The sequence below is a fragment of the Methylobacterium sp. NPDC097929 genome (genome assembly GCF_049543375.1).
Taxonomy (GTDB): Bacteria; Pseudomonadota; Alphaproteobacteria; order Rhizobiales; family Beijerinckiaceae; genus Methylobacterium.
In genome coordinates this window covers 1-26,628 of sequence record NZ_JBMVEP010000017.1, presented here as the reverse complement: position 1 = coordinate 26,628, position 26,628 = coordinate 1, and the positions used below count along the sequence as shown (strand labels likewise).

At 65.2% G+C, this 26,628-nt stretch carries 14 protein-coding genes and 3 pseudogenes; 12 read left to right on the top strand and 5 right to left on the bottom strand.

The window, feature by feature from the left end; translation table 11 throughout:
* The first annotated feature begins 15 nt into the window (after positions 1–15).
* Positions 16–1,044 (top strand): helix-turn-helix domain-containing protein, encoded by a 1,029-nt coding sequence (locus tag ACPCJR_RS23970; protein WP_391515441.1) that lies wholly within the window; start codon positions 16–18, stop codon positions 1,042–1,044.
* A 256-nt stretch (positions 1,045–1,300) separates the two neighbouring features.
* On the opposite strand, the gene ACPCJR_RS23965 is transcribed toward ACPCJR_RS23970, so the two are convergent.
* The gene (locus ACPCJR_RS23965) at positions 1,301–1,690 is read right to left on the bottom strand and encodes a hypothetical protein (protein WP_391515439.1); all 390 of its coding nucleotides are present in this window, start codon (positions 1,688–1,690) and stop codon (positions 1,301–1,303) included.
* A 1,533-nt stretch (positions 1,691–3,223) separates the two neighbouring features.
* Between ACPCJR_RS23965 and ACPCJR_RS23960 the strand changes: the two genes are divergently transcribed.
* The 6 genes and pseudogenes from ACPCJR_RS23960 to ACPCJR_RS23935 all read left to right on the top strand — a co-directional run bounded on the left by ACPCJR_RS23960 (position 3,224) and on the right by ACPCJR_RS23935 (position 7,668).
* Positions 3,224–3,481 (top strand): hypothetical protein, encoded by a 258-nt coding sequence (locus tag ACPCJR_RS23960; RefSeq protein WP_391515437.1) that lies wholly within the window; start codon positions 3,224–3,226, stop codon positions 3,479–3,481.
* 387 nt (positions 3,482–3,868) lie between these two features.
* Positions 3,869–4,309, top strand: a complete 441-nt coding sequence (locus ACPCJR_RS23955) for a hypothetical protein (protein ID WP_391515435.1) — start codon at positions 3,869–3,871, stop codon at positions 4,307–4,309.
* A gap of 211 nt (positions 4,310–4,520) precedes the next feature.
* Positions 4,521–5,942 (top strand): TAXI family TRAP transporter solute-binding subunit, encoded by a 1,422-nt coding sequence (locus ACPCJR_RS23950; RefSeq protein ID WP_391515523.1) that lies wholly within the window; start codon positions 4,521–4,523, stop codon positions 5,940–5,942.
* Between the two features lie 96 nt (positions 5,943–6,038).
* Positions 6,039–6,188 (top strand): annotated as a pseudogene (locus tag ACPCJR_RS23945) (arsenic transporter); the annotation flags it as partial.
* Positions 6,189–6,366: 178 nt separating this feature from the next.
* On the top strand, positions 6,367–6,615 hold the full coding sequence (locus ACPCJR_RS23940) for a hypothetical protein (protein WP_391515433.1): 249 nt from the start codon (positions 6,367–6,369) through the stop codon (positions 6,613–6,615).
* 186 nt (positions 6,616–6,801) lie between these two features.
* Complete coding sequence (locus ACPCJR_RS23935; RefSeq protein WP_391515431.1) at positions 6,802–7,668, top strand: acid phosphatase; 867 nt, start codon at positions 6,802–6,804, stop codon at positions 7,666–7,668.
* 285 nt (positions 7,669–7,953) lie between these two features.
* On the opposite strand, the gene ACPCJR_RS23930 is transcribed toward ACPCJR_RS23935, so the two are convergent.
* Positions 7,954–8,214, bottom strand: coding sequence for a hypothetical protein (locus ACPCJR_RS23930; protein ID WP_391515429.1), 261 nt, complete (start codon positions 8,212–8,214; stop codon positions 7,954–7,956).
* 601 nt (positions 8,215–8,815) lie between these two features.
* On the opposite strand from ACPCJR_RS23930, the gene ACPCJR_RS23925 reads away from it, so the two are divergent.
* From ACPCJR_RS23925 to ACPCJR_RS23915, 3 genes and pseudogenes are all read left to right on the top strand, one after another.
* The gene (locus ACPCJR_RS23925; RefSeq protein WP_391515427.1) at positions 8,816–10,507 is read left to right on the top strand and encodes a methyl-accepting chemotaxis protein; all 1,692 of its coding nucleotides are present in this window, start codon (positions 8,816–8,818) and stop codon (positions 10,505–10,507) included.
* A 118-nt stretch (positions 10,508–10,625) separates the two neighbouring features.
* Positions 10,626–10,823, top strand: coding sequence for a hypothetical protein (locus tag ACPCJR_RS23920; RefSeq protein WP_391515525.1), 198 nt, complete (start codon positions 10,626–10,628; stop codon positions 10,821–10,823).
* A pseudogene (locus ACPCJR_RS23915) lies at positions 10,768–11,052 on the top strand (hypothetical protein); the annotation flags it as partial. The gene ACPCJR_RS23920 and the pseudogene ACPCJR_RS23915, both read left to right, overlap by 56 nt.
* A gap of 245 nt (positions 11,053–11,297) precedes the next feature.
* Here ACPCJR_RS23915 and ACPCJR_RS23910 read toward each other — a convergent pair.
* Both ACPCJR_RS23910 and ACPCJR_RS23905 read right to left on the bottom strand, forming a co-directional pair.
* Complete coding sequence (locus tag ACPCJR_RS23910; protein ID WP_391515425.1) at positions 11,298–14,711, bottom strand: PAS domain S-box protein; 3,414 nt, start codon at positions 14,709–14,711, stop codon at positions 11,298–11,300.
* Positions 14,698–14,928, bottom strand: a complete 231-nt coding sequence (locus tag ACPCJR_RS23905) for a ribbon-helix-helix domain-containing protein (RefSeq protein WP_391515521.1) — start codon at positions 14,926–14,928, stop codon at positions 14,698–14,700. Before ACPCJR_RS23905 ends, ACPCJR_RS23910 begins: the two co-directional genes overlap by 14 nt.
* A 180-nt stretch (positions 14,929–15,108) precedes the next feature.
* Between ACPCJR_RS23905 and ACPCJR_RS23900 the strand changes: the two genes are divergently transcribed.
* Entirely contained in the window at positions 15,109–15,522 is a 414-nt protein-coding gene (locus tag ACPCJR_RS23900) for an anti-sigma factor domain-containing protein (RefSeq protein ID WP_391515423.1), read from the top strand.
* Here the strand turns inward: ACPCJR_RS23900 and ACPCJR_RS23895 are convergent.
* Positions 15,485–23,905, bottom strand: a complete 8,421-nt coding sequence (locus tag ACPCJR_RS23895) for an ExeM/NucH family extracellular endonuclease (RefSeq protein ID WP_391515421.1) — start codon at positions 23,903–23,905, stop codon at positions 15,485–15,487. The two genes, ACPCJR_RS23900 and ACPCJR_RS23895, sit on opposite strands and share 38 nt — an antisense overlap.
* Before the next feature lie 881 nt (positions 23,906–24,786).
* Here ACPCJR_RS23895 and ACPCJR_RS23890 point away from each other — a divergent pair.
* A pseudogene (locus ACPCJR_RS23890) lies at positions 24,787–26,309 on the top strand (carbohydrate porin).
* Positions 26,310–26,628: the final 319 nt, after the last annotated feature.

The window sequence follows — 26,628 nt, the reverse complement described above, 5'->3', positions numbered from 1 at the left end:
GCCAATGCAGGCAGAATGGACCGAGTTCAGCTCCCCCTATTGACGAGATCGGGAAAGTATCGAGAAATGCGGACGATATTCTCAACTTTAGATTATAGTCCGCAAATTAGATTTGATCGATGGCGCGAAATACTGTTCGATCGGATGGGTCCCCTCGATCAAAGTTTGATCGACGACGGACCCTTTTCTGGCCTGATCGAGACAGCTGATATCGGCGGGCTGCTGTTCACCCGTGTTTGTGAAAGTTCGTTACGAACGGCAGTGACGCCTCAGACTCTGCGTCGACGCGAACGGTCCGAGCAGGTCTTCGTCCTGATCCAGATTGCGGGCAAGTCAGCCACAGTGCAAGACGGTCGAGAGGCCGTTCAGGAGCCTGGCGACATCCTTCTCCTGGCGAATCGACCAAACGTGCATATTTCGGGCCCTGGCAATCAGTCGCTCGTTCTGGAACTTCCACGCGCGCCGCTTGAGCGTATGTTGGGCTCGACCCAGCAGTACACAGCCCTGACGTTGAAGCGTGGCAGTGCTTCAGTTGAGCTGGTGACCACGTTCCTCGGTGAGCTGGTCAACGTTCACGAAAGGCTAAGTGCCGAGAGCGCTACCCGGATTGCGGCGATCGGCGTCGATCTGATCATGGCCAGCATCTCCGAGAGGCTGGCGCAGGACGTACCCCAGTCCGTGTACGGCAATGCCGTGGTCCAGCGCGCCAAGGCCTATGTCGAGGCCAACTTTAGCGACCCAACCCTCAACCCATCCCAGCTCGCCGCCGCCGTCGGCGTGTCGTTGCGCCGGCTCCAGCAGCTATTCCAAGAGCGCGGTCAGTACATCTCTGACTGGATCTGGCACCGCCGACTCGCCGTCGCGGTGGCGCAGCTAGCAGATCCTGGCTGCGCACATCTATCGATCGGCACGCTGGCCTACAGCTGCGGCTTCTCCGACCAAGCCCACTTTTCCCGTCGTTTCAAGGCGCAGTACGGCATGACACCGAGCGAGTACCGGTGCGCGGCTCTTGTGGGTGTCGCGCAGGAGGCTGTCCCTATTTAATAGTTCAACTGCCCGCCTTGAAAGCGAACTTTCATATCGATGGCCCTTACTTCCGAGTTCAACTCAACCCGGAAATTTGAATCGGGCACCACGCTTTCTCACCAAGGGTGCATTCACGTTTGGTTTGTGCAGCCAATCTTGGATCGGCTTGGGACGATGGGAATATCGTTTCCAGGGCCAGAGGTTGGGTCCGCTTCCCACCCGTTGCAGACTCGCAGGCGGGTACCAAGCGTCAGAGTTGGAGTACTAGGTACGCCTAGACCTGCGCCCGAACCACCCACTCATCATGCATGGCGCGAAGGAATATATTAATAAAGCCACCATCACACGGAGCGCGCTCGGTGCAGAACCAACGCGAGCCGTCGATAAGGGTAATTTCTATATAATCGGTGATACCAGCTTCGCGTTTATAGTCTGTAAAAATGTCAATCTTGAAAAGCTTTTCTACAGTTGCCGTATCAAAACATGGCGTACGGCCAAGTAAACGGCTTCGGCTAGATTTGTCACTAACTACCGGTATTTTCTCGCCCTCACGATACCATCTCAACGCCGGATAGTGTGGGTAAGGTCGCTCTGGAATCCAATATATGTATAGATGGGCTCCGATCCTAATCTTGTCCTCCGAGGAAAGCATCTCAAAAGACACGAATTCCTCCTGATTTTTAGTGCAATTATGAACGCAGCTTGCGCCGCATCGGCAGATACAACGCTGACATAAAGTACGCATCTCACAAAGTCACAAAGGCTTTCATCGGCCCTTCTCGGACCTGGGGTCCGCACCGACTTGCGTCAAGTAAACGACCGGATATCCGACATCACCGAGCTATGTGCTTGGCGCATACATAAATATCTACAAATCGTGACTTTGAAGATGTCGCTCTTGATAGATGTGTGAGGTAAACGGTAAACATCTCATTCCGTAAGCTCCGCACATGCGAAATCTCGATGGTACCGAGGATAAAAGCTCCGTCGCGCTGCTTGTAGGCTTCGTTGGTGCGCTAGTCATTTTGATGATCGTAGGCCGGCTCATCTGGGCCGTTGCAACTGTACCGACGACCGCCGACGCCCTCCGTCTCTCGCTTCAGGCGATCCAAGATAAATCCTTGTCAGCCGCAATAGCCTCTAAACCTAACGCATGCTCGATCAAGGGCACTCCCGGGTTCGGTTGGTCTGTCGAGTGTATCGACATTGAATTCACTTCGGGTTCTGGATGCCGCTCCGTTTCTTGGGACATAGATCCGTGGGGTGCACCATCCAATGGGATGGCAGGTCGCTTTGAGTCGTGGGAGGACAAATGTCGGGTAATTCGTTAAATACTCGATGCATTGATTATTTATGCGCTCGAAGATATAATGTGTACCGCGATATATATTGAATTATTCTATGATGCTGATAATACGACTTTTCAACTACCTCGTGCTTGGTCCCTGCATTGGGCTACTCCTTTTTGTAGCGTCGATCTCAGGTAATATTCCACTCAGTGCACTATATAATAAGGACTTTATGTTGGGCGCTTACCTGCTAGGGATAGTTCCTGCACTGATCAGCCTCTTGTCGGTGCAATTTCTACAGTCGAGAGGATTTAGTTACTCACGCATCCTCGCTCTGACCCCGGTGGTGGGTGCCATTTCAGTGTTGTTGCCGGTCCTGATCACCCATTTACTATTGCGGGCGATATCCAATAATTGGAAAATGTACGGCCCAATCGCTATCCTCGGACTGCTCACCTGCCTCATATGTGAAGTGCTTACTGCTGTAATCGCGCGACTTGCGCGAAAGAGTGATGGTGAAAAGCACGAAATGTAGTGAAAACGTCCGGATATCAGACAGATCGTTCAGGTTGCTATCGCCCCCTCGAGGAACTCGGGAAGGTCCGCTCTCCGGCTCTCGCAGAGGAGCGTTGGATGACTGGGCTGGGTGGATTTCCGCTGGTCCGCTTCGAAAGATAAGTCCGAGACAGCGGTCATTGGTTTTCGAGACTCTGATCCGAGATGTTGCGTCAGGCGACGACCACACGCTGCAGCGACAGGCCGACCCATACGGAACTTCGGAGCTGGCGCGGGACCTGTTTTGAACGGATATCGCGCTTGTGAAGCCGGGAGACGGAAACGCGACGAGGGCGATCTGCTTATCTCCGGTCGTCCGCGAAGGCGCAGACGCCGGATTGAGGTCCTCCTCCATGAAAACGCTTCTCCTGGCCGGTCTGGCCACCCTGATGCTGTCCCCGGCCATGGCACAAAGCGGCGGGGTTCCTCGCCAGCCCGGCACCGCCGGCGCGACCGTCGTGCGCGAACCCAACAGCACCGGCAACGATCGAGATGTTGTCATCTCGCGCGGCGGGACAGGCGCCGACACGATCGAGACGGACTCGGCCGCCGGCGGCAATGCCGGCCGTCCCGAGCAGGCCATCCCGAACAGCAGCGCTGGCGGGCGTTAAGCCCTGGCCGGTGCGGCACCGCCGGCTCCGACCGGCGGGCCGAACGCGGGCCTGCACGCACGTGCGTCGAGCAGCTCATGTTTTCTGAGCCTTCCGCGCTCCGTTCCCGGCGCCTTCGACGCTCGGTGCGATGCCGCGGCGGGTCATGTCTGATGCGGAAGGGCGAAGAGCGATCCGCGCCCCGTCCGCGGCGTCGCCACGCTTTGCGCTTCCCTAATGGGAGCTGAACGCACCGGTTCAGGATGGGTTGGCAGCTTCGGCCTAGGAAGGCCGCAGCCCCGGCGAAGGCCGGCGCCCGTCCCGTTCGGCAACGCCGGCCAATGCCCGTCCGGGTACGGCGCGCGTCTCGCGTCCCAGGCCGGCAAACGACTTCCAGGAAGATCGCACATGACCGACATGCAGACCATCACCGGCACCGTCTGGGCCGTCTTCGGCCACCGCTTCGCCCTCTCGGGCCAGGACGGACGATACCTTGCCGATTTGGGGCCGAAGGGCTCCGAGACCATCAAGATCGCCCAGGGCGACACGGTCACCATCAAGGGCGAGCGGAAGCCGTCGGAGATCAAGGTGTCCGCCATCACCCTTGCGAACGGCACGACGTGCGACGTCGCGTGGCCGAAGAAGCCCCATGAGGACGATGGCCGGCACGGACCGGCGGATCCGGCCTCCGCTCTCGCCGCGGTCGAGGCTCAGGGCTATGCCGTCGAAGGAAGGCCCGAGCGCAAGCCGAAGCATTTCGAGATCGTCGGCGTTAAGGACGGGGTCCGTCATGCGATCCACGTCGAACTCGACGGCAAGGTTCGGCACACCAAGCCTATCGCCGCCTAGGCGAAATCGTTCCAGCGTGACCGCATGCGGTCCCGCCGGGCGTCGACCTGCCGGACACGGGCCCGACTGGCTGAGCCGATCGGCCCGGCACCCCTGTCGGATGAGCCCATCACGTTCCCTCGATGACGGCAAGAATGTCGCACCATGGCGGAGCCGACGGGATCGCCGGTCGTTGCATGGCCGAACAGCATTCAGAGGATCATCGTCGGCGATGCCGAAGCTTCCCCAATGGCTGTTCGGCCGCGCCGCCCTGGCCGTCGGCGCCATCGCCATCATTCTCGGTGCCGGCGCGCTCGCGATCTACCTTGCGCAGGCCACCACGCTCGTGATCGCGGTCGCTCCGCGCGACGGCACCGAGCCGGCGCTGATCAAGGCCTATGCCGATGCCCTCGACTCCGGCGGTGAGAACGTCCGCCTCAAGATCCTGTCGTTCGACGACGTCAGGGAAAGTGCCGCCGCTCTTCAGGATGGGCGCGCCGACCTTGCCGTCGTTCGGCCGGACGTCGATCTGCCGGCCAACGGTCTCACCCTCGCGATCCTGCGGGACCAGGCCATGGTCATCGTCTCGCCGGAGACGACGGGCATCGACGATTTCCCAAAGCTCGGCGGTCGGCGACTTGGCATTGCCGCGCACAAGGATGCCGACTTCTCCCTCCTGAAGAACATCCTCGGCTACTACGGCTTGACCTTGGAGACGGACGCACCCGGTGCCAAAGTCCCGGCCAAGGCGGTGCTGCTGGTGCCGGTCGACGCCGCCCAGGTCGGCCCCGCAATCCAGGCCAGGAAGATCGACGCCTTCGTCAGCATCATCGCCCCGTCCGCCCCGAAGGCCCTGGCCCTCGTCGAGGCGGTCAAGGGCGTCAGCAAGGGCGGCAAGGTCAACTTCGTCGGGGTGCCCGACGACGGCGCCGTGATTGAGCGCTTCCCGCGCCTTCAGGCCGTGACGATTCCCGGAGGGTTGTTCGGCGGGCATCCCAAACTGCCGGACGACGACGTCAAGACAGTGGGTGCCTCCTACCGGTTGATGGCCCGCTCGTCTCTGAGCCGGGTGGTCGCCGCGGACGTCACCCAGCACCTGTTCGAGATGCGCACGGCCGCCGCGAAGACCAGCGACGCGGCCGAGTACGTGCTGGCGCCGGCCTACGACACCACCGCCGCTGCGACCAGCGCCCGCATCCCAATCCACCCCGGCGCCATCGACTACTACGAACGCGAGCAGCACAGCTTCGTCGACCGCTACGGCGACACCCTGTATCTGCTCGCGGCTCTGGCTGGCGGCCTAGCCTCCGCCGTCGCCTGGCTGCGCCAGAGGTTAGCCGGCGCCCGACGCGAGCGCATCGACGAGGTCACGGATCGATTGTTGGAGATCATCGAAGAGGCTCGGACCCTGCGTGAGCCGGAGGCAATCGAAGCCCTGAACATCGAGATCGACCGGCTCGCCACGGATGTCGTCCGTTATGCCCGCGAGCGCCAACCGGAGATGAAGACCATGGTGGCGGTCGGCATCGCCATCGAGACGGCCAAGGCAACGGTGGCAGACTGTCGGAATACCGCGTCCGGCGGAGAAAGTCCCGGCCCCAAGCCGATCCCGAGGCCCCGGCTCCATCTCGCGGGCGACGGCTTTGCCCCCTGAGGCCGAACGCCCGCGCTCGAGCCGCCCCCATCCGATGGGCAACGAAGCCCGGAACTGCACACCTGACCAAAAGCAATCTGACAGGACGATCCGCGAATGGGTGCGCTGACGCTGACCCCGAACCTCGTCACATGGGCAATCGCCGCCGTGGCCACCCTGGGGGTGATCACCCGTCCGTTTTCCTGGCCGGAGGCGATATGGGCGGTACTCGGGGCCGCGGCCCTCGTGGTGTTCGGCCTGATGCCGGCCGGGTCCGTGACGTCAGTTCGGACGTATCAACGGAGCGGGTCGGTCTGAAGCCATGATGCACTGTGCTCCAACTGACTCCCCCGGCAGCGAGCCTGAACCGTTTCTGCTCACCCTCCGCGGCTGCCATACGCCTGTCGCCGACCCGCGCTATGAGCGGCGCGCAATGCCCAGACCAATGACCCTCGAACTGCTCGAAACCCTACGCATCGTCGACGACGATGTGACGGAGGTCGTGAACGCTTACATGGCCGATCCAGAGCGCGGACCTGTGGTGATCGGCGAAGGCTATCGGATCGATCCCGCCCCGGCCGTCGCCGGGCATCCGTTTGCCAGCACGCTGATGCGCCAGCCCTGGGCGAGCGACGAACTCCGGCGGGCCGCGGTGCGGGCTGCGATCCTGATGGCCGAACCTGAACGAGCCTGACCCGTCGCCCTCACGTCGCTCCGCGAAAGAGCACCGGCCGTATCCGCAACCGATGAAACCGGGCTCGTCCGTCGAGCATCGAGGACGAAGGCGTGGGTATCGGAGCAGGAGTGCCATAGGCCTGTCGTGTCAGGGTCTTAGATCGCATGGGTATCCACATCCGCCCGATCCCACGCCGAGATCCCCATGGTCCGCCTATCACTCCTTCTCGTGCTCCTCGCGGCTGCGCCGGCGCAAGTTCTTGCTGCATCGGCACCTGAGCCGATGCAGGATGCCACTCAGAAGCCCGTCGCGACCCCGGATGTATCCGTCTCGTCCTTGATGCCGGGTAAGCCGGCACACGCGCCTTACCTCTCCCAGGCCCAGGCTCCCGACACGCTGGCGATCCTGCGCGCGCCGCCTCAAGGGCAGTCGGCAACCCTGGCGTCCGACAAGGCGACCTTCGTGTCCACCCGATCCTTGAAGGGAACGCCGCGCTGGGCCCTGGCCACCACCGACGTGACTGATAGCCCCTCCGCGATCCTCGACACCTTCGCCTGCATCATCGGTCAGCGCATCGAGCCGTCCCGCGTGCCCACCCTGGTGACCCTTCTCGAACGAACCCGTCTCGACGTCGCCCAGGCGACGCAGGGGCCCAAGCTGCATCATCGCCGCCTGCGACCCTTCGTTGGCAACGAGGCGGAGATCTGCGTGATGCGCACCGCCGACCTCGGCAACGCTTTCAGCTTTCCGTCGAGCCACGCGACGCAGGCCTGGACCTATGCGGCGATTATGGCGGCGCTCGTGCCCGAGAAGGCAACGCGCTTCTTCATCCGTGCCCGCTCCTATGGCGAGAGCCGCGTCGTCTGCGGCTTGCACTGGGCCAGTGATGTCGAGGCGGGGCGCACCGCCGCTGGTGCGGTCTTTGCGGCCCTGCAGGGTGACCCCGGCTTCCGAGCCGATCTGGAGAAGGCCAGGGCCGAGCTCGGCCAGCTCGTCTCATCCGGGGGATCCGCACCGGATCAAGGGATCTGCCTGCGCGAGAGTGAGGCCGCTCGCAAATTCGTTCTCTGAGACCGCTTTGAGATTGGGGCGGCCGGTAGAAGAAGCTTGCGCTTGGAATCCTTCTCCGGCCGCGGCGCCCGGCAATTGAGCGCGAAGCCCTGTAGCGCCGGTGTACGACGAAGACACGACGCGAAGGGCGCAGGATGAATGAAAAACGGCGCAACCCCGAAAGGTGCGCCGCAGAGTGGGGTTCCGGGTCTCGGGAAGGAACCATGCCATCCAACTACACGATCTGGATTCCCTAAGGCGTTGTCGATCGGATACAATCCCCTGTTGGAGCGTGTCACGGAACCGTCATGCGCGGCGGCGATTGCATCGGATCTGGCGACGCTCGATCGAGACCCGAATGAGCCGGGCAGTGGGCGTTCGATGAACGGAGGACCGGCGACGGTCAAACTCAGAGAAGACCCGCTCCAAAGCGATGATCCGGTCACTCGGATGTGCGTAGGCCGCTTCGAGCTCGTCGAGCGCATCCGAGACCTTTGCGATCACGGTCGAGTCGGTGATCTGTGCGGCATCATTGACCTTCCGCAGACAGATGTCCGTCGGCTCCATGTTTTGGCTCCATTGCTGTCGCAGACGTGAGGCCATATGGCACGGGCGCTCCTTTGGAACCAAGGCGCTCGTCCAAGCTGAATGACGGAAAAGTCAGATCGTTCCCGTTGGCCCTCCCATGTTCATTACGGCGACGGGCTTGGGAAGGCCCGCCCGAAGCGCCGTTCAATCCGGACCGTTTCCTGTTGTTACAGCACGCAGTGCATCATTCTCCTCCTGCCGGAGTGCGAAGGCGGCTCGTTCCTGGAGCGTTTGCAAGACATGGCATCCACACTCTTTCAGGGTTCAGGATGCTGGAAAAACACGTGCTCAGCGCTGAATAGTTTGCTGGATCAGGTTCAGTATGACTCGCGATGCTTGAAAGCAGGTGACAGTTTACAATCGTGCGCCGCCATGACTGGTGGGTTCAGCAACGAAAAATCGGCGAAGATGGGAATCATGGCACTGCTACCTTGCCAAAAATCTCGAGATGGCTGTTCAAGTTCAAGAAATCGTCAAGAAAGAAAGATTCTCCGTCATAATGGGGCGAATTAGTGTTGGGAAAATGACCGAAGCTTAATAGGCTCGGGCTTAAATGGGGATCAACTTAACAGGTGCCCCCATGCTCGCGCTGTCCAACATCAAGATCCTGCCGAAGCTGGCGATGGTCATCGCTCTCATCGCCCTCATCGTCGGCGGCTGCGTCTGGTTTGCACAATCCCGCATGACCCAGATCGGCGACGCCTACTCGCAGTTCGTCCACCGCGACGCAAAGGCGGTCGCGTCTGCGCGCCGAACGAACCGGTTGATCTTCGAGCTCAACTACTGGGTCTATCGTGTCATCGCCGAGACCGAGGATGGCCAGATCAAAGCCGCCAACGACGGCTTCGAAGCCACGCTCCCCCACATGAAGAAGGCCCTCGCGGACCTGCGCGAGCAGGCCCCCGGCTTTGCCGAACGCATCGACAAGCAGACGGACCGCGTGAACACCTTTCTTCAGGAAGTAGCGGAGGCCCGCCGCCTTGGGACGACCAACCAGAACGCTGAGGCTCTGACACGGGTGCACCGATCGATCGACCCGACCTTCGCCGCCATGGTGGAGGAAGGCACGAAGCTTGGGAATGACATCAACACGGCGATGGAGAAGGGCTCGGACGAGCTGATCGGCCAGACCAACGCCACACGCCATAGCCTGATGCTGTTTAGTGCCCTCGGCATGCTGGCCGGCCTCGTGGCAGCCGCCCTTGTATCGATCATCGGCATCACCCGGCCCCTCGGGCGGTTGGTCGGCGTTTTGCAGCGGATGGCCCAGGGCGATATCAGCGCCGAGATCCGGGAAGCCGCGCGCGGCGACGAGGTCGGTGCCGTCGGGCGAGCGGTCGAGGGCATCAAGGCGATGGTGGCCCAGAAGGCCGCCGAGCAGGCCGAAATCAAGCGCATCGCCGACGCGGCCGCCGCCTCGGAGCGCAAGCGCACGATGGCGGAACTCGCCGACGGCTTCGAGCGCGCCGTGGGCGGCATCGTCGGCCTGGTCTCGTCCTCGGCGACGGAGCTGCAGGCGACGGCGCAGCAGATGACCGCGACGGCCCAGGAAACGGCCACCCAGTCGACGACCGTCGCGGCGGCCGCCGAAGAGGCGGCCTCGAACGTCGGCACAGTAGCGGTAGCCGCGGAGGAACTCGGCGCTTCGGTCCAGGAGATCGGTCGCCAGGTCCAGGGCTCGGCGGGGCTCGCCCAGGCTGCCGTGGGCGAGGCGGACCAGACCGGCCATCTCGTTCAGGCCCTGCGGACCACCTCGGCCCGCATCGGCGACATGGTCGGACTGGTCTCGAACATCGCCAGCCAGACAAACCTTCTGGCCCTCAACGCCACCATCGAGGCCGCCCGCGCTGGCGAAGCGGGCCGGGGCTTTGCCGTGGTCGCCACCGAGGTCAAGGAACTGGCCGGGCAGACCGCCCGGGCCACCGAGGAGATTGCGCGCCAGATCGGCGAGATCCAGGGCGTCACCGATCAAGCGGTCTCGGCCATCGCAGGCATCACCGGCCGCATCCGCGAGATCGACGGGATGGCGACGGGCATCGCTGCCGCCGTCGAGGAGCAGGGGGCGGCCACCCAGGAGATCGTGCGCAATGTCGCCCAGGCGGCGCAGGGTACGAGCGCGGTGACGAGCAACATCTCGGGCGTGGCCAGGGCCTCGGAGGAGACGGGTGCGGCCGCCTCCCAGGTTCTGGCCTCGGCTTCGGAGCTGTCGCGTCAGTCCGAGCACCTCGCATCCGAGGTGCGCCTGTTCCTCTCGACCGTTCGGACGGCGTGAGGCCTACTATGGCGGACATACACATCCTCTCCGCGCGCAACCCTTCCGGGGCTGCCATGCGACGCCTGACGGAGCAGCTGATGCAGGCGCACGAGGCCGGTGCCGAACTAGCTCCCGTGTGCCGCACATCCATGCGGCGGCTCCGGTCTGTCGCGATAAGGTCCATAAGCAGCGCCAGGCCGCGCAGGAACTGCACCCAAGCAACTCTGCGCATAAACTCTTCGATGCAGCGGCCGAGGAGATCCTGCTGAGCCTTGCTGATGCCATCGAGCGACTGGCCGACTTGGCCGCAGATTTCCCTCAGCAGAACCAGTAACGCCATGATTTTCAGCGGACGCAGAAACGCAGCGCTGGTCGAGGCGCTGGACCGCTCCCTGGCGGTGATCGAGCTCGGTCTGGATGGCACCATCCTGACGGCCAACGCCAACTTCCTCGCCGCCGTCGGCTACGACCTGGCCGAGATCGTTGGACGGCATCACCGCCTGTTCGTCGATCCGGCCATGCAGGAGGGAGCGCAGTACCGCGCCTTCTGGGCGGCTCTAGCACGTGGCGAGTTCAGGATGCCCGAAAAACTTGCGCTCAGCGCGGACCAGTTTGCTGGGTCAGGGTCACTCCACGTCGAATGGATGCAACCGCCCGGGGATCGCGGACCTGCGACGCCGGTCCGAACCTCGATACCGGCGCCCGGCCCATGGTCAGGTCAAGGCGAGGAGCGGGGAGGCCTGTCATGGGGCGGGTTCAGACGGTTGGATAAGGCGAACTGTCTTTCTGGTGAGGCCGGTGGGGCGTCCTATTCCGCCGCCGGTCCGCGTCGCCGCCGTTTCGAGGCCGCCAGGCGCAGGATGCGGGACAGAGCCTCGACCGAGTACGGCTTCTGCAGGAGCTCGAAGCCATGGTCACTTTCCTGCGCGAGAACGTGGCTGTACCCGCTGGTGAGTACCACCGGCAGGCCGGGATGGCGGCGCCCGATCTCGCGTCCGAGCTCGACCCCGTTGGTGCCGGGCATGATCACGTCCGAGAACACCACGTCGTAGGCGTCGGGCTCGGCGGCCAGGGCCGCGAGCGCCTCGTCGGCGTTCCCGACCCAGTGCGTGCCGTAGCCGAGCTCCTGGAGGGTCTGGGTCGAGAAGGTGCCGACGTCCCGGTTGTCCTCGACCACCAGGACGCGGGTGCCCCGGCCGTCGACGACGGCGTCGCCGTCCACGGCCTCGTCAATCCTTATGTCGTCAGCGATGACGCGCGGGAGATAGAGCGCGAAGGTGGTGCCGTGCTCGACCTCGCTCTCGACTAGGACCTCGCCGCCCGATTGCTTGGCGAAGCCGAACACCTGGCTGAGACCGAGGCCCGTGCCCTGCCCGACGCCCTTGGTCGTGAAGAACGGCTCGAAGATTCGGTCGACCTGGTCGGCCGGGATGCCGGAACCGGTGTCGGTCAGAGCGATCCTGACGAAATCCCCGAACTGCGCGGGATGCGAACGCAACGCGGGGACGCCCTCCACGGCGTCGACCGACATGTCGAGCCGTCCCTCGCCGTCCATCGCGTCACGGGCGTTGACCGCCATGTTCACCAGGGCGGTGTCGAACTGGCTTGGGTCGGCGCGGATGTGGCAAGGCTCGTCGCCGACGTGGATCGACACCGCGATCCGGGCCCCGGTGAGGGTGCCGACCATCTCGCCGATGGCCCTCACGCTCCGGCCGACGTCGAATACCTCGGGCCGCAACGCCTGGCGCCTGGCGAAGGCCAGGAGCTGGCCCGTGAGCTTGGCCGCCCGGTCGACCGTGTCCGAGATCGCGCCGATGTACCGGCCCCGCCGTTCCTCGGAGAGGTCGGGGCGCTTGAGCAGGTCGGTGGACGACTTTATCACCGTCAGCAGGTTGTTGAAGTCGTGCGCGACGCCCCCGGTCAACTGCCCGACGGCCTCCAGCTTCTGCGACTGCCGCAGGGCCTCCTCGGCCTGGAGCAGGCTGGCGGCGCGCTCCTTCTCCCGGGTGACGTCGCGGGAGACGCAGTACAGCATCCCCTCGACCGGGACGGCCGTCCAGGACAGCGTGCGGTAGCCGCCGTCCCGCGCCCGGAAGCGGTTCTCGAACGCCAGGGTCAGGCCGCCGGCGGCGAGGCGGTCTACCTCGGCGCGCGTCCTGTCCCGGTCATCGGGATGTTCGAGCCACTCGGAGGTCTTGCCGATGATCTCGTGGGCCTCCCATCCCAGGATGCGCCGCCAGGCCGGGTTGATGCTAACCCAGACGCCGTTCGCGTCGGCGACGCCGAGCATGTCCTGGCTCACCTGCCAGATCCGGTCGCGCTCTTTCGTGCGCTCGGCGACCTGGGCTGCCAGGCTCTCGTTCAACGCCCGCAGAGAACCCTGCGCACGTACGCGCTCGACCGCGTCCCAGATCCGTGCGGCGACCTCTTCGACCAGTGAGACCTCGTCCGCCGTCCAGGCCCGCGGTTCGCGCTGGTTCACGTAGACGACCGAGCGCAGGCGCCCCTCGTGGACCTGGGGGACGGCGACGATGGCGGCGATGCCGAAGGCGCCCATCCCCAGGCCGGCGGTGTCCGGATCGGCCTCGACGTCGGCATAGACCGAAGTGCGGCCCGCCTTGAGATTGGCGATATTGCCGGGTCCGAACGCATCGAGGAGGTATGTATCGGCCAGCGCGGAGACGCCGTCGACGTACTCGGTGCCGAGGGTGACGGACATGCCGTCCTCCCCGACGAAGCCGTAGCCGACCCGGCTGGCGCCGATGTGGCGCCCAAGGGCGTCCACCGCCGCCTGCATCCGGCCACGCGGGCCGCCCTGTTCGCGCAACGTGTCGGTGAGCGCGAGCAGGAAGCGCTGCCGCGCCTCGGCCGCATGCCGTTCGGCGACGCGCATCTCAAGTTCGGCGTTCATCTCAAGAAGGCGTCGCTCGTCCTGCCTGCGGCCGGTGACGTCCGAGACCGTCAGGACGGCCCCGGTCAGGTTCCCGCCCTCGAAGACGGGGGCGTTCGAGCAGACCACCTCGACCGGCGTGCCATCCTGGCGGAAGAAGGTCGCGTCGCGCTGCCGGAGGGTCGATCCTTCCCGGATCGCTTCGACGAAACCGCATTCGGATGCGGGGAACGGGCGCCCGTCCGGATGGTGGTGGTGAGCGGCCTCGTGCAGGTCTTGCCCGAGCAGGCTCCCGTCCCCCCACCCCAGCAGGGCGTGCGCGGTCCGGTTGGCGAAAGTGACGATTCCGTCGAGGTCGAGCTGGAACACGGCCTCGCTGACGTGGTCCGTGACGGTCCTAAGTAGGTCCGTCTGCCGCTGCAGCGCCTCCGCCGCCAGGCGCTGGCTGGTCCTGTCCCGGAGGATCTTAAGGTAGCCGACGTGCCCGCCGTCGTCTGCGTACAGCGGCATCATCTCGCCGAGCGCGAAGAACCGCGAGCCATCCTTGCGAACGTGCCAGCGCTCGTCGTTGCCGCGGCCTGCCTCGCGGGCGGCCCTTATCTCGCGCTCGGGGACGCCCGCAGCGACGTCCTCCTCGGTGAAGAACACCCGGGCGGGCTTGCCGCACATCTCCGCCTCGGACCAGCCGAGGATCGCCTCGGCCCCGGCGCTCCAACCGGTGACGAGACCGTCGAGGTCCATGGTCACCATCGCGTAGTCTATGGCGCTGTCGAGGATCTGCCGATGCCGGGTGTCCGCCTCCCGGGCGCTGCGAAGGGCGTCGTCGCGGGCAGCCATCGACCGGCGCAACTCCATCTGCGCCATGACTTGGCGGGCCAGCGCCTCAAGGGCCTCGGCCTGGTCCGGGGTCAGCCCTTCGGGTCGGGGCTTCCCGTCGATAACGCAAAGCGTCCCGAGCGCGACGCCCTCCGGGGTCTCCAGGCGGGCGCCGGCATAGAACCGCAGGTGGGGCTCGCCGGTGACCAGGGTGTTGCCGCGGGTCCGCGGGTCGGCGGTCAGGTCCGGGATCACCAGCAGGCCCGGTCGCTCGAGAGCGTGCGCGCAGACTGATTGCGACAGGGGGGTCTGGCAGGGGTCGAACCCGACTCGGGCCTTGAACCATTGCCGGTCCCCGGCGACGAGGCTGACCAGGGCCACCGGGGTCGAACAGATCCGCGAGGCGAGCAGGACGATATCGTCGAAACCCTGCTCTGCCTGCGTGTCGAGGATGCCGTAATTGTCGAGGGCCCCGAGCCGGATCGAGTCGCGGGCGTCCTCGTCAGACGCGCTCATGGACGGCCTCGGGTTTGGCGGTTCCTCGGAGGGCCTTCGCATCCTCACGTTCGATCATCTGGCGGAGGGCCGTCCTGACGACCTCGCTGATCGAGGTGTACTCTCCCTTGGAGACCTGAGCTCGACGTACGCGATCAGCGGCTCGGTGAAGGCGATGTGTCGGGAATGTTTCGCGGCCATACGGAGCCCGTAGCAGCTCCCAGGACTGGTGTCGCACAAGCGACACCGGTCTCTCTCAGTCGTGTCGTCGCAGCCTCGATCATTGCCCGTCCCCCGGGAGCGCCGCCATCCGTTCCAAGATCTGGCCCAACGTAACCTGCCGCTAGTCCCAACAATCGACCCCGACGTCGAGGCTCGTCCGGGTTGCAAGGATGGCGCCTTGGAAATGGCCGTAGCCGTGAAGGTCGTCGTGCCAGGATGGCTCATCCAATTTGCCCAGAACGGCACCGTCCAGTCCCTGCCGCTGGCTGACGTGCTGGCAGGAAGCGGGCGCGCGCTGCAACTCTGGACCCTGTGGGATCAGGCACCAGGTCCGGTCTCCCTCGGCGTGTTGCCTCCGGGCGGAGCGATCCGCCTGCCGCCGGATCGGCTCGAAGCCATTGGCGACGGGCAGCTCTTCGAGATCACCCTGGAGCCCGAGGCGGCCTCGCCGATCGGTCGCCCGACCGGCCGCATCCTGTTCATCGGCCGCGCCAGGGAAGCGCTACTCAGACTTTGTGACGAGACAATACGGCCAGGGTTTCCCCCGGCCGCGTTCATTTTGGAAAGTGACCCTACCCAACCAAGCCGGCGCCAAAGGTTCCGTCGTTAAGCACAACACGATTCTCAACAAGGCCAAATTGCAGGAAGTGCTGCATTGGGTCGACACCCGCCTGGGCCACGTCCGGATTGGCCTGGAGGTAGGCCGAGGTGTCGAAGTCAGTCGCCGGATCGCGACCTTCCTTGAAGCCGATGCCGTCGTAGTGAGCTAACGGGTTTACGCCTGCCTCTGCCACGTCCGTGTAGGCCGCGAGGTAGCCCTTGGTGTCAAAGATCGCATTGGGATCGCGACCTTCCTTCCAGCCCAGGTTGTTGAAGTGCTGGAGGGCGAAGGCGAAGGTGTCGCCGCCGACCGTCGAGGCCGCGGCAGCCACGTCCGCGTTGGCGAGAAGGTAGTACTCCGCGTCGAAGCCGCCCTTGATGTCGGTAGGCCGGCCCACCGCCGCAAATATGGCTCGCCCTTCCGACTGACCGAACTCGAGGTAGTGCGCCAGCGGGTTGACGCCGGCCGCCTTCACGTCGGGATTGCGAGCGAGGTAGGCTTCATTGTCGAATGCGGCACCCGGATCGCGACCCTCCTTCCAGCCGGTTTGCGCGTACTGCGTCAGCGGATTGGCCCCGGTCGCGGCGACATCCGGATTGGCGGCGAGGTAGCCTTTCGTCGAGAAGAACGCGTTCGGGTCGCGGCCCTCCCGGGCTCCGAACTGGGCGAAGTGGTCGTCCGCGTCCATGCCGGACGCCAGCACGTCCTTGTACCGGGCGAGGTAGTAGAGGTCGTTCACCAGGGGATTGCCGTCGTTGAGGACGATGGTCGTGTCCGAGAACAGGATGCGCTCGAAGCCGCCGATCGTGTCGCGCCCCTCTGGCCCGGCGACGATGGTGAGATTGCCGTCTTGCGTCACCTGCGCGTCGGCGAGGCGGGACTGGAAGATCAGGGTGTCGTTGCCGACCGCGCCGGCCCTGCCACCACCCATCAGGACATCGTCGCCGAGGCTGTTGAAGATGATGTCGTCGCCTGCGCCGCCCTGCAGCACATCGCCGAAGGGTGTGCCCTGTAGGGTGTCCCCACCATCCGTGCCGGTCTTCACGACTCCCCGCTGAAACACCGTGTCGGCCCGGGCGGAGAGGTTCTGGATGCGCAGGTCGCCGGCTGGTCCGGTATCAGCGGTGCCGTAGGGTGTGATAGCGTGGAAGGCCTTCAGGTACTCGGCCAGGGCATCCTGCTCGGAGCCCTGAACCGCGAAGGTCTCGGTGTCGGGCAAGGAGACCGGATTGGCGGTGGTTAGGGTGAGCTTGTTCTCGCCGTAGGCCGGGAAGGGATAGTTATCGCCGCCGAGGCCCGGCGCCGAGGCGGTGCCGGTGGCGAGGAAGTCGAGGGTCACCACCTTGATGGCGCGATTGGCGTCGCCCACGATCTGGCCGTTCTGCACCAGGGTGTCGAGGACGCGGCCATTCTCGTCGATGATCGCCGCATTGACGATGCGCTGGCCCTCGCGGGTGACCGCGCCGTTCACGTCGAGGGTCTGGGCCTGCCTCTGGGCATCGAAGCTGTAGGAGATGCCGCCGACCTGGGCGAACTGGCCCGGGGTCGCTCCCGGCGCCACCGCGGCGACGCCGTGCTCGAGGATGCGCTCGAGTTCGGTGGCCGTGACGGTGGTGATCGCCAGGTTGTTGTTGAAGCGCAGGGAGTTGGTAACGTCGAGCTGCGAGATATCGCCGGCCTGCTTGCCCGCGGAGGGATTGGCCGCCGGGGGCAGCTCGGCGGTGGTTCCGCCCGCGGTCGAGAAGGAGCCGATCGAGTCGCGGATGCCGCCGCCGTTCTTGATCGAGACCGTGACGCCGGCATCGAACTGCTTGGCGTACCAGAGGTTCGCGTCCGACGAGAGGTCGCCGAGGTTGGTCTCCTCGGTGCGGACCTCGCCGCGCCGGCCCTCCAGATAAACGCTGGTGCGGCCGAGGATATTGCCGTCTTGGCTGCGGATCACGTCGGCGATGCCAGCGGTCTCCTGGACGCCGTCGTTGTTGGCGTCGAGCCCCTCGATCACCTCGCGGACGAGGAAGCCCTTGCTGCCGGGGGTGAAGGCGGCGGCGGTCGAGCCATAGAGCTGTGCCACGGTGGTGTCGTCCACCGCCACGGCACCGCTGGTGGCCGGGTTCACCGAGTCGCGGATGATGTTGCCTTGATTGTCGAAGGTGACGGTCAGGCGGCCGACATACGAATACTCGGAGGCGGTGTTCACCAGGGCGAGGGTCTGGCCGCTGGCATTGGTGAAGAATTGCGGGTAGCCGCCAGCGGCTGTGTCGCCGGGCAGCAGGCGGTCGTCGCCATCGGCGAGCAGGGTGTGCGAGCCGCCGCCGATGAGCACGTCGACGTTGCGCAGGAGCGGCGCCAGGGCCTGCTCGTTGGCAAGCTGCTGCAGGTGGGTCCCGACGATGACCTTGTTTACGTCCGGATTGGCGGCGAGCACCCGGTCGATCTCAGCGTTGATCTGCTGGGCGAGCAGGGCGATGTTGTCCTGGCCGGTGAAGCCGTCCAGCGTGACGTTGCCGAGGGTCGTCAGCAGCGGCTCGAGCTGGGTGGTCGCGCCCACGAAGGCGATCTTCTCGCCGTTCTCCACGAGGATCGTGGATTTGGCGATCTTGTCCGCCCCGGTGCCGGTTTGAGTCGAGTTCGGGCCGGTCTGCGCGAAGGTGGCGTTCGAGACGTTCAGGTTGACGAGGCCCGCGAGCGCGGCCTCGCGCGAGAAGTTCAGGTTGGTCGAGAGGTAGGGGAACTGGGCGCCGACCCAGGTGTCGTCGGCCGCGCCCGCCGCCGTGCCGAGATTGGCGCCGATGATGTTGGCGACCTCCGTGGGCCCGGAGTCGAATTCGTGGTTGCCGAACACCGCCGCCTGGACGCCGATGATATTCTGGATGGTGATGTCGGCCCGGCCCACCGAGGCCGCGAGCTTCGTGTAGGCCGCCGACCCAGTAAGCCCGTAGAGCTGGTTGTAGACGCCGTTATAGGTCGCAGAGAGCTGCGGATCGGCGCCCGCGATGAAGAACGGGCTCGGGATCCAGCCGTCGCCGGTGGAGAGGGTGATCGAGTTCGGGGTCGAATCCTCGAGCTTGTCGACGATGGCGGCAAAGTTCGCCGCGCGCTGCGTGGCAAGGAGGCCGGCCTCCCAGTCGGAGGCGTGCAGGATCTGAAGCGTGTAAGTCATGGCCGGCGGGATCTCCGTCGTGAAGTCGAGCTGGTCCTGGGGGATGCCGGCAAAGGTGTTGCCGGCGCTATCGAGGAGGGTGCCCGCCGGGACGATCACGTCGTAGGCGGTGCCGGCCTTCAAATCGGCGGCCGGATTGATCGTCACCGTGGTGCCGCTGATCGAGACCTGGGAAGTGTCGCTCACCGCGATGGCGCGGGTGTCGCCCGCCCCGTCCGTGATCGTGATCGTGCCGCTGCCGGCTTTCACCGCCTCGCTGAGGGTCAGGACGATGCTGGCGCCCACCGCCACCTTGAGAGCATTGTCGGCCGGCGTCGCGGCGACGAGACGCGGCGCAGTCTGGTCGAGGCGCAGGCCGACCAGGATCGGGTCGTGGTCGGATTCACGGGCGGGGACGAGCCCGTTGAAATAGGCGCCGGAGCGTCCAAAATCGAGGTTGTAGTCGAGGGCGTCCGCCTCGTCGGCGTTGATGTGCCATTCGGTGACGCCGGTGACCTGCCGGTTCAGACTTGCATTGGCCAGGGCATGGTCGAGAGCACCGTAGGCCCCGTCGAAGACGTAGGAATACGGGTCGGCGAGCCGGTCCTCGGCGAGGTTGGTGAAGCCGCCTGCCTTGAGGACGTCGAGGGCATCCTCCTTGATGTAGGCGTTGAAGTCGCCGAGCAGGACCACGTCGCCGTCCTGCGTCCCCGTCGGCTTGAGGGCGAGCCATTCCTTGAGGGCGGTGGCCGCCAGCTCCCGCTGCTGCTGCCAGCCGCCCTGGCCGTCGCCCTGGTCGGCATCGGCCCCGGTGCCAGCGCCGCTCTTCGACTTCAGGTGGTTGATGACCGCCGTGAATTCCTCGCCCGTGGCGGTCTCGCGGAAGGTCACCGCCAGAGAGGCGCGGCTGGTGTTGGCGCCGTTGAAGATGTGGCCGATCGTGCTCTGCTGGAGCAGGGCGGGATCGAAGGCCTGGACGTCCGAGTCATCGAGCGTCTCGATGGTGGTGTTCAGCGCCACCGAGACCTTGCTCGGCTTGTAGACGAAGCCCACCGCGATGGCGTCGCCGCCGAGGAACTGGCCCTGGTCGAGCTGAGCGCCGGGCCGGATCCAGTCGTAGGTGCCGGCGCCCGCGCGGGCATTGAGCTGGCCCACGAGGTATTCCAGCGCGTTGCCGGGGTTGCCGGGCTGGAACTGGTTCTCGAGTTCGGTGAGGCCGAACACGTCGGCCCCGGAGGCGATCACCGTGGTAACGAGCTTCTGGGTTTGTCTGTCGAACTCGGCCGTGGTGTTGGCCCCGCGCGGATCGAGGCCGATGGCGGTCTTCACGCCCGAAGCAGACCCGTCGCCGTCGAGGGTGCGGAAGTAGTTCAGCACGTTGAGGCTGCCGACCTTCAGGCTGCCGCCGACATCGTCGGGAGCGGCCGGGCGCAGGTTGGCCTGCACAAAGGCGTTGTCGCCGTCGTCGATCGCCCGGACCCGGTAGGCGTTGGCCGGGCCGTAGCCGAGGACGCCCGTGAGCCCTGTCACCGTGTCGCCCATCCGGGGCGCGGTGGCGGTGGAATAGGTCGGGCCGAAGCCGTCGAGGAGGTCGACTGGCTGGTTCTGGACGTTGAGCCCGTCATCGTAGGTGATCGAGCGGGCCGCGACCTGCGCCAGATAGGCCGCGTAGGCGGCGCCGTCGGGCTCGAACGCGTTGGTGAAGGTCTCCGGCCGTCCCCCGGCCGCGAGGCGGATCTCGTTAAAGCGGTCGAGATTGAACTGCTCGGTGATGGTCAGCGCCTGGCCGAAGCGGACGAGCATGCCCTCGTAGCGCTCGAGGTCGGGCTGCGCCGTGGTGCCGGTACCGATCGTGGCTCCGGCGGGTAGGTCGACCGGGGCGGCGGCGGCCTTCAGGGCGGCGGCCGAGATCGCGCCGGCCTGGACGATCTGGATCTGGCTGGCGTCGGTGACCGTGATCTGGGTCTCGCCGCTGAACTCGCCGACGGTGCCGGTAATCCGAACACGATCGCCTTCCTGGAGGTCCTTCAGGAGGTTGCCGGCGCCCTCGTAGACGAACACGCCTTCGGAGGTCAGCGGGTTGCCGTCCTGGTCGGTCGCCTCCTCCTGCACGTAGAAGCCGCCGAGGTTGCGCTGGGCGTCGCCGTCGCCGGTCTGGAAGTCGCCGACGACGATCGCCTCCACCATGACGGTGCGCCCGGCGAGCGGGCTCGCGCTCCCCGAGCCCTGCACGGCGGAGATCAGGGAGACGTCGTCGTTGAGGATGGTGCCGGCGGCGACCGTCCCGGTCGTGCCCAGGGAGGCGGTGACGCTGCTCTGGCCCGCCGTGGCGCTCTTGAGCGTCACCGTGAAACCCTCGTTGGCCTCCGGCACCACATCGCCCTGGACCGTGACGGTGACAACGGCCGAGGTCGCACCCGCCGGGATGGTGCCGGAGAGGCTCGCCGGCAGGGTAGGACCGCCGGAGAAGTCCGCGCCGTCCGCGCCCGTGCCGACGAGTTCCGCGGTGAAGTCGAGATTTCCCAGCGTGCCGCCCGTGCGCTCCACCGTGAAGGCGAAGGTAGTAGTGCCGGTATCGCCCTCGGCCTTGGCCAGGGCGAGGGAGCCCGGCTGGAAGGCGAGGGTTTGGGTGTAGCCCTGGGGCAGGGCAGCGTAGAGGGTCGCGCCGCCGCCGGCCTCGTTGGCGGTGACGAGGAGCGGCGTACCAGTGGGATTGCGGTCGGCAGCGATGAAGGTCAGCACTTCCGGCCCGAGATCGGCGGAAACGCCGGGCAGGGGCGGCACGTAGGAGACGTAGGCGGCGGTCTCGGGCGTGGTGACGTCGTAGACGATGACGCCGCTCTGGCGCTCCAGGCCGACGAAGGCGTAGGTGCGACCGTTGACGGTGCCGATGGTGACACCCTCGGGCTCGGGCCCCTTGTTGTCGGAGCGATCGTCGGGGGTGTTGGCCACGACCTGATCGTTGTTGAAGCGCTGCGGATCCAGGCTCGCGAAGATCTTTTCGAACTCGCCTCCGGTCTCGCGCACCTTGGTCAGCCCGCCATCGGCCTCCTGACGGAAGATCGAGATGCCGCGGCCGCCGAGGGTGTGGAGCTGGTCGATGACGCCGTCGTTGTCGGTGTCGCCCGTGCGCAGCAGGACGTTGAGGCGGGCATAGGCCGGGTCGGCCTTCAGCGCCTGCAACGCCGGCGTGAGGCGGCTGTTGGCGATGCTGGAGAGGCGAGCCACGTCCGCCGAGTCGTCGGCACCCCCGATGACGCGCTGGTCGCCCTCGTTGGCGGTGACCACGTAGGTCACCCCATTCACGGCGAAGCTCGCTGCGGCATCGGGCTGGAGCAGGCCGTAGATCGGTGCGTTGGCGGGCGTGTTGGCGATACGGATCGAGGCCGTGCCCCCCGTGCCGTCGCGGTCGGAGGCGTCGAACTCGTTGCCGGGCAGCGAATGGTTGACGGACCCCAGTGGCTGGACCGCGATCGGAGCGGTGCCGGGATTGGCGAGGTCGATCACCGCGATGCCGTTGACCTCCTGCAGGGTCACGTAGGCGAAGCGGTTGTCGGGGGAGAGGGCGATGTATTCGGGCTCGATGTCGGCGGCAGCACTTTTGCCCGCGGTGATCGCGAAGCCCTTGGCGCGTAGAGTCGCCTCGCTGCCATCGAGGGCACCGAAGCCCACGGTGGCGCTGACGCTGGCATTGGCCGCCCCCCCGGAGAGATCGAGGATCGAGACGCTGCCGACAGGGTTGTTAGCGCCCGTAAACTGTTCGCCCTCGTAGGCGACGAGAAGCTTCGTACCGTCGCTCGTGAACACGATTTGGTCCGGCCCGACGCCGACAGTCACCGACTTGAGCAGGGTGCCGGCTCCGTCGAACAGGGCGACGCGGCCAGGCTGGTCGCCGGCGGCATTGGCGTAGGCTACAGCGATGAGACCGTTGGAGACCGCTACCGAGTTCACCGAGCCGTACTGGTCGAGACCGGCAAGCCGGATCTCGCCGGACTTCGTCATCGCCCCATCGGCGCCGATGGCGACGATCTCGATCCGGTTCTCGTTGGTGTTCTGGATGTAGAGGCTGCCGGTGGTCCGATCGTAGGCCACTACTTCAGCATTGGCCGTGGCGCTGGTCGCCGGGTCGTTGGTGGTGGCGTAGCTGCCCAGGCGTACGAGCTGAAGGGCGCCGGTGGGTGACGGGGGAGTCGTCGCGGTCGCCCCCTGGAAGCCCTGGAGCGAGGCCGCCGGATCGAACACCGCGACGCCGTTGATCACGGTGGCGGCATCGTCGTTGACGATGGTTCCGACCGCCGCGCCATCGGCGACGGTGGCGCCGACGACGTTGGTCACCCGCAGCGCGAAGGTCTCGCCGGCCTCGAAAAGCCGGTCTCCGATCACCGGCACGGTGATCGTGGTGGACGTGGCACCGGCCGCGATGGTCTGTCCTGTCAGGGCCGTGGCGACGTAGTCGGAGCCGGCTTGGGCGCTGCCATCGGCGGTGGCGAGGTCGAAGGTCACGCCGCCGGCCGGGGCGGGGGCGCTAAGGGACACCGTGAAGGTCAGGTCGGTCGTGCCCGTCTGGCCCTCGATCACTTGCGCATCGGCGATCGACAGGGCCGGCTGGGTGAGGGCCGCGCTCTGGCTCGAGACCGCGATGTCGTCGATACCGATCCACTCATCGTTGCCGGCTGCGTTGGCCGTAAGGATGCGGACCTGGAGACCTGGGGCGCCGTCGGCATCCGCCGGAAGGGTGACACTGACGGGCGTCACCTGCGTGGCGCTGCCCGAGGTGGTGGCGTCGGTCACGAAGGCGGCCGGCAGGTTTTTCCAGGTGCCGCCATCGGTCCGGTACTGCACGGCGAGGGGCTGCACAGCGTCGTCGGCCGAGCCGTCGATGTCGCGGGCGTTGAAGGCGACCGTCACATCCCGGCGCCCGGTGGCATCGAGGTAGATCACGAGGCTTGGCGCATCCGCCGTGCCTGAGCCCTGGAGAGCGATGGTCGGGTCGGCGAGCTCGAACTCGGCGACGCCGCCCGTGCTCAGAGTGTTGGGATTGGTCTGGTTGGCGATGACGTCCGCATCGTTCGGCAAAGCCGAGTCCGCAGTCACAGTCTGGGGATCGACGCCCGTAGCATTGGTGAGGTCCTGGCCCAGATACCCGACGATGGCGGGCACCCGGCTCCAATCGTCGTTCGTCGTGATCGCACCGGTATCCGTCCAGTCCTGGAGCAGGGAACCGTTCGCGAGGACGTGCGGCGTCGTGGTCATGCGGTCACTCTGCGGAGGGGGAGACGCCGTCGATCGGCAACCTATTCGCGAGCCCGCAAGACTGCTCGAAGGAGTAGAGAGGCTTGCTCAGCGATGCATCCGAAGCACCGAAAGGGGGCACCACTCAACTTCAACAGAACAGCTACGGCTCACACCGCGGATAGATCGGCTACATGACAAACAGATGAATAGGTTATTAAACTATTTCTGAAACTTCGCTGTTGTCGCGGCTAAATATCAGCAAGCGACACGCGAAGAATGCTTGGACTCGATTTAATCCTTGTTCGCAAAAATTGTTTCCGATGCCACGTCTCGCAGGGGCCGAACAGCCTCGCTGTCGCGTGCATCAGACTGGCAGGGTTAAGAGGGCAACCGGATGCTAAGTCCGGAACAAACGATTCGGACGCCCGCTGTCTTCTCCGAGCTTGTGCACGAGAGCCTCGCCTATGGAAGGTGTCGACGCTACGCAGGATTTGGTCGCGCCACTTCTACCTGCCTCGTCTATATAAAGCCGCCTATGACTGCTGTACTCGGACATTGATCGCCTTTATTATGGATATGAAAGATACGGGAAAACGATCAGATATTCGATATCGACTTGAGTCGAATGGGTGTCGCGCTTTGATGGGATGCGGCCTATCTATTTAAGGGGGATAGTGCGGCAGGGTGGTCTCATCTCCCGCAAAGGCAACACTTCCGACGAACTGCACGAGGTCCAACATTGGAGCCAGCAGCCAGTAGCCTGGATGTACGGATGCCCAAGGTGATGTCGGTGCGGTCCTGCTCACGAGCCATCGCGGTCTTCGTACGCCACATACAGTCCAACCAGGTATCATTCTCCGCAATCGCGACCGTCGCCGAACGGTAATGAGGCCGTGTTGATGTTTAGCCTCCTACTCGGATCGGAGATCGAGGTGCGTTTCTCCTGCAGCACCAGCCTCGTCACCCTCGTCGCGCTCGCCCTCTGGCTACAGCCAAGCCTCGTTGAGGCACAGAACGAGGCAGGCGAAGCGCAAGCTACGGCCGCACGGATCGCGGCCGAAGGCATCGCAATTGGCTCGCAGTCCGGTGCGGGCGGCGATCCTCAGACCTCGATCGCCCAACCTGTTTTCTCGGCGGGCCGGGCGGCGGAGGTGACGACCTCGTTTCAGCCCCTGCTAGGGGCGGCAGGCGACCCCGGTGGGTATCGCACCTTCCTGGAGCGACACGGAATCACGTTCGGATTGATTGCGGTGGCGGAGACCTACAGCGATGTTCGTGGCGGCCTGCGGCGTGGCTCGACGGGCCTGACGTTGCTCGACCTCGACGTCGACATCGATCTCGAAACCCTGGCCGGGTGGAAAGGGGCGGCAGCGCACGCAACAGTCTACCAGATCCAGGGCAGTGGCGCCTCTCGCAGCCGCGTCGGCAACCTGATGACGGTTAGCGAGATCGAAGCCCTGCCCGCCTCACGCCTTTCGGAACTATGGTTGGAACAGAGCCTGTTCGACGAGCAACTGTTCCTCCGCGTCGGCCAGCTCTCCGCCGACACCGAGTACATGGTGAGCCAAACCAGTATCCTGTTCACCAACGGCACCTTCGGCTGGCCGGCGATCTTTGCCGCGAACATGACCGACGGGGGACCGGCTTACCCGCTGTCTGCACCGACCGTCCGCCTGAAGTACGTGCCAACCCGGGAGCTTTCGTTTCAGGCAAGTTTGATCGACGGTACGCCTGGGGGCGGCAACCCGCGCTCTGGGGTCGACCCGCAGCGCCGTAACCCGAATGGCACCCGCTTTCCGCTTTCGGATCCTCCCCTCGCCATCGCTGAAATCTCCTACGCCTACAACGTCCGCCCCGGCGACACTGGGCTACCCGGCACCGTGACGTTTGGGGGCTGGCATCGGTTTGGCCTCGTCGATGCTCTCATGCCCGACCCGGTGAGCGGATTCGGCCGAAGGGTGACCGGCAATTCTGGTATCTACGGATTGATCGATCAGACGATCTATCAGGAGCCGAACGATCCCAACGACGGTGCCAGCGTGTTCCTGAGGGCCTCCGCCTCACCAGGGGACCGCAACCTCGTGGACCTCTACCTCGACAGTGGTATCGCCTATCGCGGCCTTTTCCCTGGTCGCTCGGACGACACACTCGGGTTCGGTGTCGGCGTCGCGCATATCTCTCCCACGGCGCGGCGGCTCGATGCGATTGCCGCGCTTCAGAGTTCGTCATCCCCCCTCGCCGCAGCGTCGAGACCTTGCTCGAGGCGACCTACCAAGCCGTTCTTGCGCCCGGCATCGCTCTGCAACCGACCCTGCAGTACGTCGTCCATCCGGGGGGCGGGATCGCCAATCCCCGCGATCCCGACGGTAAGAGGGTGCGTAACGCGACCGTGTTCGGCCTCCGCGCCATCGCCCGCTACTGAGACAGGCGCGATCCCCCGCTCAATCCTGCGGTTGCTGGATGCCCAGGTCGCCGATCAGCACGAAGGCCACGATCGCTAAAAGATCCGCGATGGTGATGGCCACGTCCAGGACCTGCTTGTCCTCACAGCGGTTTCCGATCCTGGCGCTGAGAGGTAGGGCGCGTCACCCTTGGTGTTCACGCCCCAAGTTCGTTCCCGGGTCTCGGAATGGGGACAGCGCGGCCCTAGAGCTGCATCCGATCAGGTTGGATCAAAGGCATCGTAGCCTGCGGCCATCAGGTAGTTGCGGCATTCGACTGGTGTGAAGCGCTCGAAGGCT